General features: G+C 67.2%; 16 protein-coding genes. 5 read left to right on the top strand and 11 right to left on the bottom strand.

Annotated elements, in window-relative coordinates:
* Nucleotides 1–60 precede the first annotated feature (60 nt).
* The 11 genes from gfa to J5474_RS20010 all read right to left on the bottom strand — a co-directional run bounded on the left by gfa (nt 61) and on the right by J5474_RS20010 (nt 10,228).
* On the bottom strand, nt 61–696 hold the full coding sequence (gfa, locus tag J5474_RS20060) for an S-(hydroxymethyl)glutathione synthase (RefSeq protein ID WP_209363408.1): 636 nt from the start codon (nt 694–696) through the stop codon (nt 61–63).
* Nucleotides 697–810: 114 nt separating this feature from the next.
* A complete protein-coding gene (locus J5474_RS20055) occupies nt 811–2,040 on the bottom strand; it encodes a BatD family protein (RefSeq protein WP_209363407.1) in 1,230 nt (409 codons plus the stop codon).
* A complete protein-coding gene (locus J5474_RS20050) occupies nt 2,037–2,711 on the bottom strand; it encodes a tetratricopeptide repeat protein (RefSeq protein ID WP_209363406.1) in 675 nt (224 codons plus the stop codon). Before J5474_RS20050 ends, J5474_RS20055 begins: the two co-directional genes overlap by 4 nt.
* On the bottom strand, nt 2,708–3,586 hold the full coding sequence (locus J5474_RS20045) for a vWA domain-containing protein (protein WP_209363404.1): 879 nt from the start codon (nt 3,584–3,586) through the stop codon (nt 2,708–2,710). The genes J5474_RS20050 and J5474_RS20045 overlap by 4 nt, the downstream gene beginning before the upstream one ends.
* Nucleotides 3,583–4,542: a VWA domain-containing protein gene (locus J5474_RS20040; RefSeq protein WP_209363432.1), complete on the bottom strand. Its 960-nt coding sequence runs from the start codon at nt 4,540–4,542 to the stop codon at nt 3,583–3,585. The genes J5474_RS20045 and J5474_RS20040 overlap by 4 nt, the downstream gene beginning before the upstream one ends.
* Nucleotides 4,535–4,879: a hypothetical protein gene (locus tag J5474_RS20035; protein WP_209363402.1), complete on the bottom strand. Its 345-nt coding sequence runs from the start codon at nt 4,877–4,879 to the stop codon at nt 4,535–4,537. The genes J5474_RS20040 and J5474_RS20035 overlap by 8 nt, the downstream gene beginning before the upstream one ends.
* Nucleotides 4,876–5,778 carry a DUF58 domain-containing protein gene (locus tag J5474_RS20030; protein ID WP_342454073.1) on the bottom strand — a complete coding sequence of 301 codons (903 nt, stop codon included), beginning with the start codon at nt 5,776–5,778 and terminating at the stop codon, nt 4,876–4,878. The genes J5474_RS20035 and J5474_RS20030 overlap by 4 nt, the downstream gene beginning before the upstream one ends.
* Entirely contained in the window at nt 5,775–6,725 is a 951-nt protein-coding gene (locus J5474_RS20025) for an AAA family ATPase (protein ID WP_209363400.1), read from the bottom strand. Before J5474_RS20025 ends, J5474_RS20030 begins: the two co-directional genes overlap by 4 nt.
* Before the next feature lie 108 nt (nt 6,726–6,833).
* Entirely contained in the window at nt 6,834–7,790 is a 957-nt protein-coding gene (locus tag J5474_RS20020) for a hypothetical protein (RefSeq protein WP_342454072.1), read from the bottom strand.
* A 184-nt stretch (nt 7,791–7,974) separates the two neighbouring features.
* The gene (locus J5474_RS20015) at nt 7,975–8,658 is read right to left on the bottom strand and encodes a response regulator transcription factor (protein ID WP_209363398.1); all 684 of its coding nucleotides are present in this window, start codon (nt 8,656–8,658) and stop codon (nt 7,975–7,977) included.
* 10 nt (nt 8,659–8,668) lie between these two features.
* A complete protein-coding gene (locus tag J5474_RS20010; protein ID WP_342454071.1) occupies nt 8,669–10,228 on the bottom strand; it encodes a sensor histidine kinase in 1,560 nt (519 codons plus the stop codon).
* 169 nt (nt 10,229–10,397) lie between these two features.
* Between J5474_RS20010 and J5474_RS20005 the strand changes: the two genes are divergently transcribed.
* From J5474_RS20005 to J5474_RS19985, 5 genes are all read left to right on the top strand, one after another.
* Entirely contained in the window at nt 10,398–10,610 is a 213-nt protein-coding gene (locus tag J5474_RS20005; RefSeq protein ID WP_209363396.1) for a hypothetical protein, read from the top strand.
* Between the two features lie 80 nt (nt 10,611–10,690).
* Complete coding sequence (locus J5474_RS20000; protein WP_209363394.1) at nt 10,691–11,929, top strand: lytic murein transglycosylase; 1,239 nt, start codon at nt 10,691–10,693, stop codon at nt 11,927–11,929.
* A 54-nt stretch (nt 11,930–11,983) separates the two neighbouring features.
* On the top strand, nt 11,984–12,772 hold the full coding sequence (locus J5474_RS19995) for an oxepin-CoA hydrolase, alternative type (RefSeq protein ID WP_209363392.1): 789 nt from the start codon (nt 11,984–11,986) through the stop codon (nt 12,770–12,772).
* Nucleotides 12,773–12,923: 151 nt separating this feature from the next.
* On the top strand, nt 12,924–13,634 hold the full coding sequence (locus J5474_RS19990; protein WP_209363390.1) for an ABC transporter permease: 711 nt from the start codon (nt 12,924–12,926) through the stop codon (nt 13,632–13,634).
* A complete protein-coding gene (locus tag J5474_RS19985) occupies nt 13,627–14,364 on the top strand; it encodes an ABC transporter ATP-binding protein (protein WP_209363388.1) in 738 nt (245 codons plus the stop codon). The genes J5474_RS19990 and J5474_RS19985 overlap by 8 nt, the downstream gene beginning before the upstream one ends.
* Nucleotides 14,365–14,383 lie beyond the last annotated feature (19 nt).

Here is a 14,383-nt window from a genome sequence, read left to right as displayed (position 1 = left end):
GGGAAGAACAAGGGTGAAATTGCGGGCAAGTGCCCGCAATCACGGCGTTTCATCAGGCTGTCAGGACAGCTTGCCGTTGGCCTTGGCGATATGGGTCGCAATCGCGTCCATCAGCGGCGGCGAGAGGCAGTCGTATGGAGTCAGGCCCAACTCGGTCAGGCGGCCGCGGATCTCGTCCATGCGCTCTGGCCGCACGCCCGATTCGATGATCGAGGAGACGAATGCCGCAAAGGTCGGCGCGGCCCAGCCGGTCTTGTCCGACAGTTCGGTATGTACGAAGTCGAGCCCGTGGAAGGGGTGCTCGGTGTTCTCGATCCGGCCGTACATGTGCACGCCGCACTCGCGGCAGGCGTGGCGCTGGATGGCCGCCGAGGCGTCGACGATGTCGAGCTTGTCGCCGTTTTCCGTCACCTTCACCTGGTCACGTGCCACCACAGCCACCTGGCTGAAGATCGCGCCCGCGGGTTTCCAGCACTTCGTGCAGCCACAGACGTGGTTATGCGCGGTCTGCGCGGTCAGCTGGACCACCACCGGGTTCGACTTGCACTTGCAGGTCAGCTTGCCACCGGCGAACCCCGGCGTTTCTGCCGGAATGCCGTTGTCCACCTGCGGGTGGATCTTTACATGCGTGTACTTCGGCGCGCTGGCAGCGGCGTTGTCCGCGCCGCCCCGGAAAAAGATGTCCAGCAGTCCCATATTCAATACCTCCCGTTTGGCCCGTCGCGCGGGCCGGTTCGGACGCTCCTCTCCCAAAGCGCCTCGCGTCAAGGGTGAGCAAAGGACCCGAGTCGCGCAACGCAGCTTTAGGTCTTAAGTCACCCGCCCGGTGACGGGACGGGCGACAGGCTCCGAAACACGAGTCGGAGCGCGCCGTCGCGCCCGCAAGAACGCGCTGGCAAAGCACCGGACACCGGGCGCCGCCCCGTCGCGCGCGAACACAGCCCGGTCGAGCCCATTCAGCACGTCCGCCTCGGCCCCGGTGATCCCGTCACGCAGCATCAGCGCGCGAGCCGCGGCGCGCGCTTCGGCCAGATCGCGCGCCCGCAACAATCGCCGCGCCAGCGGGTCCAGCAAGGGCACCCGTCGTGCCAGCGCCGGGAAATCTGCCTGCCGTCCGCGCAGCGCATGACCCAGCCCCCCCGCCACAGTCAGCGCCATCAGCACCGCCAGCGGCCAGCCCGGCAGCCGCGCGGGTGCCACTGGGGCGGGCACCGGCGGCAGGGCGGCTGCATCGTAGGCGATGCGCTGCGCCGTGATCGTCACGTCCCGCATCACGCGGTTCTCCGTATCGAAGTAACTGAAGCGGATCGGCTCCACGATTGCGGAACGATCGTTGGTCGGCTGGATCGTCCAGCGCCAGAAGGCATATGTCACTGGCCCTAGCGGCGTCAGTTCCGCCATCCGCCGTTCCGGATGGGCAAAAATCATCGCGGAGGGCGACTGCAGTTCCGGCATCGGTGGAATCATCTCCGGCGTGGCGCCGAGCGCTTCGATGCGGATGACCCGCAGCACGCCCTCCCCAGGCTTCAGCTGGTCGGGAGTGTTCGACCAGGTGTCCGCGATCTGCAACCGCCGCACCGGAAACCACCAGTCGCCGTCTTGTTGCACCGGGGCTGCGGCGACCTTCACCGTCACCGGCTCTGACGTGATGTCGTGGTCGAACCAGTCATCGCTTTCGTCGGTCAGCGTAAGGTGGTGGGTGAAGGCACCGATGGTCAGCGTGCCCGCCCGTTCAGGGTACAGCGCCATGCGCCGCTCCAGCACCTTGACCTTCTGGCCATTGATGCGTTCCTCATACCAGTAATCGGGGCCAAGTTGCGTCCAGTTGAAGCCCTCGAGCTTTGGTTGCTCCAGCGTTTCGCGGGTGACGTGACGGCGGTACACACCCCGGATCAGGATCATCACCATCTCACGCGTGTAGGGTATGGGGCCTTCGTTCTGAACCGTGACCGTCAGGGACAACTCATGCGGCGCGACGGTGCTGCTTTGGGCCTGCAGGGTTACGGGCCATAGGAAGAGGAGAAGGGCGAGCCATCTCATCGCGGATCCTCCGGGTCGGGCGGGGCAAGGCCTGCCGCCTCGCGCCGCTTGCGCTCCAGTGCGATGCGCGCCTTCATGTATTCGCCGGGCACATCGGAGAGCTGCTCCAGCCAGCGCTCGTCGGCCAGCATGAAGCGGTCGTCAAAGACTCGCCGAACGCCCTGCCGTCCACGGGTGTCCAACTCGACCAGCCCCAACATGGTGTTGTTGTTCGTGACCGCGTCGCCCTTGCCAGCGCCCCGCGCGTTGCCCTGTGCAATGGGGGCCGGGGCCACCGGGCCTTCGCCGCGCTCCGCAAACAGTCCCAGCGCGGCTGGGTCGATTCCAAGCCCCGCGTAATAGCCCGCGATAAGGTCGAAATTCGCCCGCGCATCGGCGTCGCCGCCGTGGATGACGCGGTCGTAGGCCTCCAAGGCCTCGGCGTAGCGGCCTTGGCGTGCAGCGGCGGTGCCCAGATTGTAAAAAGCCCGAGCCTGCACAAAGGCATCTTGCGACTCCGGGTAACGGCCCGCGCGGTACAGCGCCGCACCCTTCCACTCCGGGTCAGAGAAGGTGGCCGCCGCAAGCGCCGGGAGGCGCGCGGCAAGCAGGAGCCGCCCAAAGGGGGCGGTCCCGCCGACAATCAGCGCCAGCGCGAAGCAAAGCGCGGTCAGAAGCGCCAGAAGCCTCACGGCTGCGCCCTCCGGAACAGCCACAGCAACGGCACCAGCGCCAGCGCCAGTAGCCAGCGCCCCAGGTCGCGCCAGTATAGCAGCGGGTAGTCCTGTGCCATACGCTGGGCGCGCCCCTCATCGGCAAGGAAGGCGGCAAAGGCAGTCGTGTCTTCGGGAGAAAAGACGTGGCCCTGCCCCAACTGCGCCAGCGTCTCCAGGTCCGCCCCCCCCATCGGCACGACAGAAAGCCGCGCGCCCCGGTCCGCAATCCTCGCCGCGAGGCTCAGGGCCTCCGGTCCCACGCCTGCGCCATCGGAGAACAGGATCACATCGCCCTGCAGCACCTGGGCCTGTTCCAGCAAGCTCAGAGCCAGCGCCAGTCCGCGTTCCGGACGGCTGCCGGGGTCGGGCACCGTTTCGGCGTCAACAAGCGACAGCGTCTGCCCCAGTTGCCGCAGATCCCCCGTCACATCGGAAGCCACGTAAGCATCGCCCGCATAGACCACCAGTCCGCCGGGTCGTGTGCCTAGCGTGGAAAGCCCGTGCCGCCCCATGGCGACGATCTGCGTCCAGTCCGGGCTCTCGGTCGCGCTGGTCGACGCGTCGAGCACAAGGATCGCGGCATCGAGATTGCGGAAAGAGACCGCGTCGCGCCGCTCCACCGCCGGGCCAGCAAGGCCCAGCACCACCAGCCCGGCGGCGGCCAACACCGCCAGCGGACCCGTGTCGCGGCGGTCGCCCTCCACCTGCCCCATCGCGGCCAGCGCGCGCAGCAGGCGGGGGTCGGCGGCCTTCACCCAGTCGCCCAGCCCCAGCTCCCGCCGCAGCATCGCCCAGCCAAACGCCGCGAGTACCGGCAAGGCCAGCAGCCATTCGGGGCGCAACAGCGTCATGCGGCCCCCTCCCGCCACGCATGGAACAGCGCAAGGAGCGCGCCGAGCGCCGCCGGCCAGATCCAGAGCGCGCGCCAGACTTCGGCGGAGAGGCCATCGCTCTCCGTGGCTTCGAGCGCGTCCAACGCCTCCGCCACCTCGATGAGGTCATCGGTCGTCTTTACCCGGAAACTCTCACCGCCCGAAATATCACTGATGGAACGCAGGGTCGCCACATCCACCGCGCCGTTGTCATGCGCGGCGACCTCCGTCACATCCTTTGGCCCCAGCGCGATGGTATGCACCCGCACGCCCATGCGCGCCGCCAGTTGCGCCACGCCGCGCGGGTTGGTCGCGCCAGCGTTGCTCTTGCCGTCCGAAAGCAGGATGACGATCCGGGTCGCCGCATCGCTGTCGACCATGCGCTTCAGCGCCAGTCCCAGCCCATCGGAAACATTCGTTGCCCGGCCCGAGACGCCGATTTGCGCTTCTTCGATGCGAGCGGTGATGCCTTCGACGTCGTAGGTGAAGGGCGCGGCGTAATAGGCTTCGGACCCAAAGACGATCAGCGCCACGCGATCACCCGCCCGCCGCCGCGCGAAATCGGCACCGACGGTGGTGACGGCCTCGAGCCGCGTGACCGCACGGCCATCGAGGTCGAAATCGTCGCGTACCATGGAGCCGGAAAGGTCGAGCACGATGGCAAGGTCGCGGCCGGAAACCTTCAGCGCGGGAACCGGGTCCAGCAGGCGAGGCCCCGACAGCGCCAGGACCAACAGCGCCCATGCCGCCCACGCCAGCGCCTGCCGGGGGAGACGCGCAGGCGGGGTGGTACGGCCCGCAGCCATCAGGACCCGGGCGATTCCGTCCGGCACCACCAGTGCCGCGCCGCGTACCCCGGCAGGCGGTAACAGTCGCGCGGCCAGCCATGGCAAGGGCAGAAGCAGCAGCGCGAGTGGCGTGGCGAGGTCAATCATCTGCAAGCGCGGCCTCCAACGTCGCGTTGTCCGGCGCGTCGCGGGTATAAAGCCGGGCGCGAATGGCGTCGTAACGGTCCGGATGATCCGCTTTCAGGCGGCGGAGCAGGCAAATGCGGCGGGCACCTGCCTCATTCGGCAGGGTCAGCGTGGCGCGGGCAGGGCGGCGGGCCTGTGCCAGCCACCGCCAGAGTGCGGCAAGCACAAGCGACAGCAGTCCCGCCAGCGCCAGCGTGGCCAAGACTTCTGCCCACGGGCCGCCCGCTGCCGCACCGGGTAGACGAATGTCGCGCAGCCCGGACTGCAGGGTGGCCTCGGTGATGGTGCCTTCGTTCATGGTGCGCGGTCCGCCGGAAAGGCCGCCGCGATGCGCCGGGCCATGTCCTCCACCGGCCAGCCCGCGTCCAGCCGCAGTGCGGCGCGGCCCCCGATCCGCTCCACCTGCGGTAGCGGCGCGGCCTGCCCGCCCAGCGTCAGCCGCAGCCGCCGCCCGTTGGGCAGCCGGATCGGATAGCGGCCCTTCGGCAGGCCGGCGGGATCAGCGTCGGTGACTTGCAGCAGATGCACGGCCCGGTGCCGCGCGAGGGCAGAAAGCGCTTCCCCCAACCCCTCAGCCCGATCAAAGCCCGAGGCAAGAACGATTTCCCCGCCGCGCGGCGCCAGCCGGTCGGCGCGGTCCAGCGGCAAGGGCGCCTCCCCCGGCGCCTTCAGCGCCGCGGCGTGGGCCTGCACAAGGCCACCAATCACGTCCAGCATCCCGCGGACCCGCCCCCGTGGCCGCACGCCGAAAGGCCCCTGTCCGGTCAGCGCCAGAAGGCCGACCCGGCCGCCGTCTTCCACTGCCTGCCAGCCCAGCAGACACAGCGCCTCTGCCGCCGCGACAGAGCGGAAAGCGCGCGATACCCCCCAGAGCATCGGCGCCCGAAAGTCGGCTACAAGAAGCGTCACCCGGTCGCGTTCGTCCATGAACTGCCGGACGTGCAATTCGCCCGTGCGCGCGGTGGTGCCGCGATCAAGGTGGCGCAGGTCGTCGCCCGGAACGTAGCCGCGCACGTCGGCGACCTCCTGCCCGTGACCCTTGCGTTTGGTGACATAGCCGCCCGGCAGATCGGCCAGCACCGGCTCTGCCCGCGCCCGCAGCGCCACCTGCCGTAGGGCGATCAGCGACGGCGCATCCAATGTGACACCGGGCGTTTCCGCCAGCGCCGGGCCCGGAGACTGGCGGTGCGCGCTCACAACGGCTCTACCTCGCGCAGGATGCGGGCGACCACCTCGCGGGTAGTCAGCCCCTCGGCGGTGGCCCGCCACGACAGTACCATGCGATGCGCCAACGCATCCGGAGCGAGCGCCTCCACATCCTCCGGTAACGCATGATCGCGACCGCGCAGGTAGGCGCGGGCCTTCGCGCTTGCCGCCAAAGCCAGCGAGCCACGCGGCGAAACCGCATGGGCCAGCGTCTCCCGCGCGGGTCCGTCGCGCGTGGCCATCACAAGCCGCACGATGTAGTCGCGCAATTCGGGCGCGAGGTGCGTGGCCATGGCTTGCCGCCGTGCCTCGGCCAGCACCTGAAGCGTCAGTTGCGGCGACTGCGGCGCGGGACTGGCACCTTCGGCCTCCACCAGATCGAGAATGCGCCGTTCGGTTTCCGCATCGGGCAGCGTCAGCACGACATACAGCAGGAAACGGTCAAGCTGCGCCTCAGGCAGGGGGAAAGTTCCGTCCTGTTCGATGGGATTCTGCGTCGCCACCACGAGAAAGGGATCGGGCAGCGGGTGGGTTTCGTTGCCCGCAGTGACCTGATGCTCTGCCATGGCTTCGAGCAGGGCGGATTGCACCTTGGGCGGGGCGCGGTTCACCTCGTCCACCAGCACGAGGTTGTGAAATACCGGCCCTCGCACGAATTCGAAGGTGGCGGTCTGCGGGCGATAGACCGGGGTGCCCGTGAGATCCGAGGGCATCAGGTCCGGCGTGCATTGGATGCGGGCAAAGCTGCCCTCGATCGCCTCGCTAAGCCATTTTACCGCGCGGGTCTTGGCCAGCCCCGGCGGTCCTTCGATCAGGATGTGGCCGCCCGACAGCAGCGCGATCAACAGGCGTTCGATCAGCCGCTCGTGCCCGATCAACCCGTGGGAAAGATGTTCCCACAGAGGACGCAGCCCCGCAGGCGTGGTCTGAATGTCCATGAATCCTCCCTGCCACGCTTCGTTCTTCACCCCGCGCGGTCTGTCGCCAGTCTAGCGCGGGCGTACCGGTTCGACCTATTCACCCGATGGTCGTAATTTCCGCCGGGCTCACTCACTCCAGGCGCGGCACTCCGGATCGAGAACCTCGGAAAAACGCGGGTCGGCCAGTGTGTCGCGCGCTTGCGCGTCAAGCCGGTCGAACCGCGTTTCGATCCAGTCGAGAAAGGCCGGGTCGGTGGTCTGATCCACCGGCGCCTGCGCCACCGCGTACATCATGAACACGTCGAAGGCGCATAATCGTTGCGGGTTCGACCGCAAGAGCGCGCGCATGAAGGCAGCCGACCCCCACGGCAGGCGATGGATGTTCAGAGGCACTTCCTGAAGCTTTGACAGGAAGCGCGGGCTGCGATGAAAGGCAAGGACGTCCATCCCGAAGGTGAAGCTCTGGAACATTTCCTCGAGCAGGATAGAGCGGAAATAGCTGCGGGCCAGGGGGTCGTTCGCGGTGCCCTCGCCCCCCTGCTGGACAAGGATATGCGTGGCAGCACCACGCCTGCCAAAGAAGGTCTGCGCCTGCCCCGGCGAGGTCGCGGCATAGTCACGCCCGCGCGGCAGGCCAAGATCATAGGTCGCATTCAGCCAGTCCAGATCGGCGGACAACGCCCGGTTCGGCGGCCAGCCTGAATAGAGCCGCAGCACCACTGTGCGGCGCGGCCCGCACAACTGCGCCTCGGGCCCGGCGTAGCGCATCGGCAGCGGGCGCCCAAAGACCTGCCGGGCCAGCGCCGAGAACCCGCGCAGCGTCGCCAGCGTCTGCGGGTCGGGGCGTTCGCCCACGATACACAGCGCAGAGCCCGCAAAATCGCGTCCGTTGATGTGTACCGGAATCGACAGGTCGCGACGCGTCATCGCCGCGCGCAACTCGTAGATCCAGCCGGTGCGCGCCAGCGCGAGGTAGCCCGCGCGGTCGGCGGTTGCACTATCCGCCGCCCCTGCGGGCAGGGTCAGCGCGATCGTCAGAAGGATGGCCGACACGAAAGGCATGACGTGAAGGTAGCGCAGCACGCACGCGGGTCCAAATCACGTCCTCGAAAGACCTAGAGAAGATTCGATAGGCCAAGAGCAAGGTCTGCCGCCGTCAGGGGGGAGAAACAGCGGCAACCCACGGGAGGGTATCTGCCCGCAATCCTGCCGGGCTGCTTCGGAAAACGGAATTCTTATTTTCTGAGAACGTGTTCGACGATGACCCTCAGGCGTCTCCGACCTCTGGCGGCGTCCCCTCGAGGCAGAACCCGCGGTTGCGCAGGGTCCGGATGGAGAACCCGAAATCCGCCGCCGCCAGCTTTTTGCGAATGTAACCGATGTAGACGTCCACCACGTTCTCCGCCCCTGATCCTTCGGCCGCCCAGAGCGCATCAAAGATGGCACCGCGCGGCAGCGGTTCAGCGCCCGCCTCCAGAAGTAGAAGCAGCAGTTCCGATTCGCGTTCCGTCAGCACCGCTTCCGCGTCGGCCAGTCGCAGCGTGCGGTCGGCCGGGGTAAACCGCGCCGCGCGCGGGCGGCGCGTCTCGGCCCGCCGGGCCTGCACGCGCAGCCGAGCCACCAGTTCGGCAAAGTCGAAGGGCTTGACCACATAATCGTCGGCCCCCGCCTCCAACCCTTCGGCGCGGTGTTCCACGTCCGAGAGCGCCGAAAGCATCAGGATCGGCAGCATGGCGCCCTTTGCGCGCGCGGACCGCACCACGTCGATGCCGCTGTCCTGCCCCAGCATCACATCCACGATGGCAGCGTCGAAATCACCATCCGTCAGTCGGTCGAGCGCGCGGTCGGCGCGGTTCTCCGTCTCGGACTCGTAGCCGTGCAGGGTCATGCCACGCGCCAGCGCCGAAGCGATGCCGGGATCGTCGTCCACGATGAGAAGTCTGAGCGTCATGACAAGCGTCCTAGCGCGGATCGGCGGGCAGGCGAAGCACCACCTTCGTTCCGGGTGCGTCTCCGATCGGCTCCGCCACCGGGCTTTCGATGGCAACTGAACCGCCGTGTTCTTCAATCACCCATTTCGCCAACGCGAGCCCAAGGCCAAATCCCGCCCGGTTCGGCGTCCCTTGGGTGAACCGGTCGAACAATCGCTCCTGCGCGGCCGCCGGGATGCCGGGACCGTTATCGGTGACGCTGAGCATACCGTCCGGCTCCGCCGCGACCGTGACGGCACCGCCATCACGGGCGTGGCGCAGCGCGTTGCGGATCAGCCCCACCAGCACCTGCCGCAGCCAGTTGCGATCCGCCGTCACGGTGCCGTCCACCGCGTCGACGGTGAGCGCCACGCCGGCAGAGGCGCATTCGGCGCTTACCTCCTCCGCCGCCTCGGCCAGCAGCACGCCCAGCGGCACCGCCTCCGGCGAAAGCGCCAGCACACCGGAATCCGATCGGGCCACGCGCAGGAGATCGTCGATACGCCGGTTCAGCCGCGCGGCGCGGGTCTCGATGGTGTCAAAGACGTCGCGCGCGCCGGGCACCACCTGTCGGCCAAGCTGCGCCTCCATCAGGATGACGGTCAGCGGCGTGCGCAGTTCGTGGCTGATATCGGCAAACAGACGGCGGCGGCTTTCATCGATCTCCGACAGGCGGGCGTTGGCGGCGCTGAGAGCTTCGGTCCGCGCTTCGATGATCTCGTTCAGATGTGCGCGGTCGGCGGCCACTTCCGCCTGCCGGTCCGCCAACAGGCGGGCGGCTGCGTCGGTTTCGCGGTACAGCCTACCGATCTCGTCCGCCCGCGTATCGGGCAGCGACAACGCGAAATCCTGCGCCCCGATCCGCCGCGCCGCGTCGCGCAACAGGTCCAGACGGCGGAACTGCGGTTGGATCAACCCGGCGTAAAACGCCACCGCCATGGCGACCGACAACGCCGCCAGCCCCACCGCGATCCACGTCAGCCGTGCCCGCAGCGTTTCGATCCCCGCAAGCGTTTCGCGCCGGAACAGCACTTCGGTGTTGACCGCCTCGTTCAGCAGCGGGTCAAAGCGGGAGGCAAAGCTGTCCACCCACGCCCTGAGCGAAATCGGGTCCATGTCCCGCCCCAGCCCCCTCATCGTCTGGTCGACCGAGGCTGCCATGCGAGCAAGCAGCAGGCTCTGCGTGCCGAACCGGCTCTGTGTGTCGAGGTCAAGCCGCTCCGCATCGCTCACGGCCTGTTCGAGATCGCCGTTAAGCGCGGCAAAAGTTTCGCGGATACCCGCCGCCACCGGGTCCAGCCGGTCGGCACGGGTTTCAGGCGACAACCCGCGCTGCACCGCCTCTGTAGCGACGACAAGAAAGGTGGAGACCTGCGTCGATAACGTGGAATAGCGCGCCATCCGCGCCTCCGCCTGCAGTGCCGCCTGCATCCGCACGCCAACCTGCGCCATACCGATCAGCAGGACCAACGCGGTCAGAACCGTTGCAGCGGTCAGCGCCACCGCCCCGGCCGTCAGACGGGTTTTCAGCGACATCACGCGTTCGCTCACGCCTTCTCCAATTCTGCCCGTTTTCCGTGCATCTGCCAGTGGATTGCGAATTTCTGCATCGCAGCATAGCGACAATTCGTGGCACCGTTCGGTCTGTTAACCTGACCTTTCCTCAGGTTGCTGCAACGTGAAATTACGACCAAAGGATGTATTGGACGAGGAAACGCACATGATCGAACTGATTTTTGTGGCCTGCATGTTCGGGGCGCAGTCACAGTCGGCCAACTGCCAGGAACGCAGCCTGCTTTTCACCGATGTCACCCCGATGACCTGCATGATGGGCGCTCAGCCGCAACTGGCGCAATGGGTGAACGAACACCCCGGCCAACGCGTCAGAAGCTGGAAATGCCGCCTGGTCAATCTGGCCGAGCGCGAGGCCTGAGGTCGTCCATCGGCGCGCGCCGGGGTGGCAATCGCAGGACAAGGGGCTAGGCTCTTCGAAACCCTTCGGAGTGATGACCTTTGGCCCTTCGCGCGATCCTTCTGGCATTCCTCGTCTGCCTTCATGGCCTGCCCATCCGTGCGCAGGATCGTGCCGCTGTCGAGCATCAGTTCCGCGGCTGGCTGGAACAGACCATATGGCCGACCGCGCGCGGCAAGGGTGTAAGCCGCGCGACATTCGATTCTGCGTTCGACGGCGTCAGCCTCGACTGGGATCTGCCCGACCTTGTCCCCCCGGGGCAGAAGGCGTCCACCCAAAGGCAGCAACGACAGTCGGAATTCGGCAGTCCGGGCAAGTATTTCTCTCGCGGGGGGCTGGTCGCCGCGACGGAGCAAGGCCGCCGCATGGCAAGGATCCATGCCGCCGCCCTGACGCGGGCCGAGAAAGCCACCGGGGTGCCGGGGCGAATCGTCCTCGGCATCTGGGGGCGCGAATCAAACTATGGCCGTGCCGCGATCCCGCACAACGCCTTCCGCGTGCTGGGGACAAAGGGCTTCATGTCCACTCGCGCGCCTTATTTCACCGAGGAACTCATTGCGCTCCTGCAGATCGCGGAGGCGGGTCATGCGCCGGAAAGCGCCATGAAAAGCTCATGGGCTGGCGCGCTCGGCCAGCCGCAATTCATGCCGACGAATTTCCTGAAACACGCCGCAGATGGCGATGGCGACGGGCACGCCGATATCTGGCGGTCGGAGGCGGATACCATCGCCTCGATCGCGCGCTACCTTGCGGCGCATGGCTGGCAGGCCGGGCGCGATTGGGGTTTCGAGGTGCGCGTGCCCGAGAGCATCAGCTGCACCCTGGAGGGACCCGACCAGGGTCGCCGTATCGCCGATTGGGCCGATCGGGGGATCACCAGGGTTTCCGGCCGCCCCTTTCCGGCGCATGAAATGAAGGGTGCGGGTTTCCTGCTCATGCCCGCCGGGCGGCATGGTCCCGCCTTCATCGTGACGCCGAATTTCTATGTCCTGAAAGATTACAACATGAGCGATCTCTACGCGCTTTTCGTTGGCCATGTCGGCGACCGTGTCCAATATGGCGTGGGCGACTTTGCCGCGCCCTGGGGCGCTGTGGGCGGGCTGTATCGGTCCGATGTTGCACAGATGCAGCGCGCGCTGGAGCGTATGGGCCACGACGTCGGCGGCGCGGACGGACTGCCGGGGTTCAGGACACGGCGCTCTATCGGGCGCTGGCAGGAGGCCACGGGCCAGCTCGCCACGTGCTTTCCCGAGGCCGCCATGAAGCGCGCGCTACGCTGAGCTTGCCTTCCCCGCCTGCGGCGGGTCTTTTGCGCGCAAAAGGAGAGGGTTCACATGTCCGACACGCAGATCAGGGTAGACCGGCAGGGTGCCGTTCTTGTGCTGACCATTGACGGCGCGCGTAGCCGCAATTCCATATCGCGCCCGCAGTACGACGCCCTTCGCGCCGCAGTGATCGACGGCGTGGACGATGGCGCCCGGGCCATCGTGCTGACCGGGGCGAACGGCTACTTCTCTTCGGGCGGCAACATCAACGCGCTGAAGGACAGCGCCCAACGCCCACGAAGCGAAGCCTCCGGCAACACCGACGCGTTGAATGCGATGATTCAGGCCGTGGTCGCGGCGCCGGTCCCCGTGATCTGCGCCCTCGAAGGCGGGGCGGCTGGCGCGGGTGCGTCTCTGGCGCTGGCCTGCGACATGATCCTCGCGGCGGAGGGTGCGAGCCTTGTCATCGCCTACGTCAAGGTAGGGCTGACCCCTGACGGCGGCGCGACACATTTCCTGCGCAGCGCCCTGCCCCGCCAGATGGTAATGGAGATGTGTCTGCTGGGCCGCCCCATGCCGGTGGAGCGGCTGGAACAGGCAGGCGTGGTGAACGCGGTGGTTGCACCCGGTGCGGCACTGAATGAGGTGCTGGCCCTCGCACAGCGCCTTGCCAACGGCCCGGCGGCGGCCATGGCGATGATAAAACACGAGGTGAACACGGCCCCGACGCAGGGTCTGGCAGAGCACATGGCGCTGGAGGCCGAATGTATCAACCGCGCCCGCTTCGGTGCAGAGGCAGCGGAGGGGCTTGGGGCCTTCCTGGGCAAACGAAGGCCGGACTTTTCAGATCCTGCATAATTCTGCATAATTTACGGATTACCCTCAAGCCCCAGCCACATTGGCCGTACGAACAGGCCGACCATTTCTGTATATGCCCAAGGCTTCCCTTGCGATACTCCGGTCAAAAACCCTACTCTGGCACCGAAGACCAGAGAGGATTCCGAAAGATATGCAGGACTTCGGCGACGCCTTCGCGCTTGCCTTCGGGTTGGTTCTGAACCCGACTTCCGACCTGCTGGAGATCGTCGGCCTATCGCTGCGTGTCAGCCTGTCTGCCTGCCTGCTCTCCTGTCTGATCGGCCTGCCCTTGGGCGCGCTATTGGCCGTCACGCGGTTTCGCGGGCGCGGCGCGGTTCTGGTGTTGCTGAACGCGCTGATGGGGCTTCCGCCGGTGGTCGTGGGCTTGCTTGTCTACCTCGCTCTGTCGCGGGCCGGGCCGCTCGGCTTTCTCGGGCTGCTCTACACCCCGACGGCGATGATCCTCGCGCAGGCGGTCTTGATCACACCCATCGTCGCGGCGCTGTCGCGGCAGGTGCTGGAGGGGCTGAACGACGAATACGCGGACCAGTTCCGCTCTCTTTGCCTGACGCGCTGGCAAAGCATGGCGGCGCTCATTCGCGACGGGCGCACGGCGCTGGTCACGGTGGCGCTGGCCGGCTTTGGGCGCGCGGTGGCAGAGGTTGGCGCGGTGATGATCGTCGGCGGCAATATCGACCACCTGACGCGGGTGATGACCACGGCAATCGCGCTTGAAACCTCGAAGGGCGAACTGGCCCGCGCTCTGGCATTGGGGATTGTTCTGATGGTGATCGCGCTCGCGGTGAATGCCGCAGTGCAAGGCCTCAGGACGCGGACCGAGGCAGAGGCCGCCCATGCGTGACCATACCTTTGCCCCGCTGGATTGCACCACAGAGCCGATGCGGCTGAATATGGAAGATGTCCACCTTTCGCTTGGCGGGCAACCGGTGCTGGATGGGCTGACGCTTTGTCTCGACCGGCCCGGCATAACGGTGCTGATGGGGCCGAACGGCACGGGCAAGTCGCAGGCACTGCGATTGATGCACGGACTCGCGCGGCCCGACACGGGACAGATCCTGTGGAACGGGCACCCCGCGTCGGAGATGACGCAGACACAGGCGCTGGTTTTCCAGAAGCCGGTACTGCTGCGGCGGTCCGTGCTGGCCAATATCGACTTCGTGTTGAAGGCGCGTGGTGGCGACAGGTCCCGCGCGGCGGCGCTTCTGGCGCATGTCGGGCTGGCGGCCAAGGCCCAGCAGCCTGCCCGCGCGCTATCCGGCGGGGAGGCGCAGCGGCTGGCGCTGGCGCGGGCGCTGGCGCTCGACCCGAGGGTGCTTCTGCTGGACGAACCCACAGCGAGCCTCGACCCAGGATCGGTGCTGGCCATCGAGCGCATCGTGCTGGCCGCGCGAGACGCCGGTGTGAAGGTGGTGCTGGTCACCCATGATACCGGACAGGCGCGCCGGCTGGCGGACGAAGTGGTCTTTCTCCACCACGGCCGCGTGGTCGAACACGCCGAGGCTTCCGACTTCTTCCCCCGGCCGCAGACGGCTGCGGCGCGGGATTTCATCAACGGACGGATTGTCGTCTGACCATGTAACCAACCGGGAG

The organism is Sagittula salina (assembly GCF_017813235.1).
Taxonomy (GTDB): domain Bacteria; phylum Pseudomonadota; class Alphaproteobacteria; order Rhodobacterales; family Rhodobacteraceae; genus Sagittula; species Sagittula salina.
The sequence above is the reverse complement of the archived record's forward strand: the minus strand, read 5'-3'. Positions and strand labels throughout refer to the sequence as shown.

Coding starts and splice junctions, on each gene's coding strand:
- J5474_RS20005 (WP_209363396.1), top strand. CDS start 10,398: ATGATCGAACTGATTTTTGTGGCCTGCATGTTCGGGGCGCAGTCACAG.
- J5474_RS19995 (WP_209363392.1), top strand. CDS start 11,984: ATGTCCGACACGCAGATCAGGGTAGACCGGCAGGGTGCCGTTCTTGTG.
- J5474_RS20035 (WP_209363402.1), bottom strand. CDS start 4,879: ATGAACGAAGGCACCATCACCGAGGCCACCCTGCAGTCCGGGCTGCGC.
- J5474_RS20055 (WP_209363407.1), bottom strand. CDS start 2,040: ATGAGATGGCTCGCCCTTCTCCTCTTCCTATGGCCCGTAACCCTGCAG.
- J5474_RS20045 (WP_209363404.1), bottom strand. CDS start 3,586: ATGACGCTGTTGCGCCCCGAATGGCTGCTGGCCTTGCCGGTACTCGCG.
- J5474_RS20025 (WP_209363400.1), bottom strand. CDS start 6,725: ATGGACATTCAGACCACGCCTGCGGGGCTGCGTCCTCTGTGGGAACAT.
- gfa (WP_209363408.1), bottom strand. CDS start 696: ATGGGACTGCTGGACATCTTTTTCCGGGGCGGCGCGGACAACGCCGCT.
- J5474_RS20040 (WP_209363432.1), bottom strand. CDS start 4,542: ATGATTGACCTCGCCACGCCACTCGCGCTGCTGCTTCTGCCCTTGCCA.
- J5474_RS20015 (WP_209363398.1), bottom strand. CDS start 8,658: ATGACGCTCAGACTTCTCATCGTGGACGACGATCCCGGCATCGCTTCG.
- J5474_RS19985 (WP_209363388.1), top strand. CDS start 13,627: ATGCGTGACCATACCTTTGCCCCGCTGGATTGCACCACAGAGCCGATG.
- J5474_RS19990 (WP_209363390.1), top strand. CDS start 12,924: ATGCAGGACTTCGGCGACGCCTTCGCGCTTGCCTTCGGGTTGGTTCTG.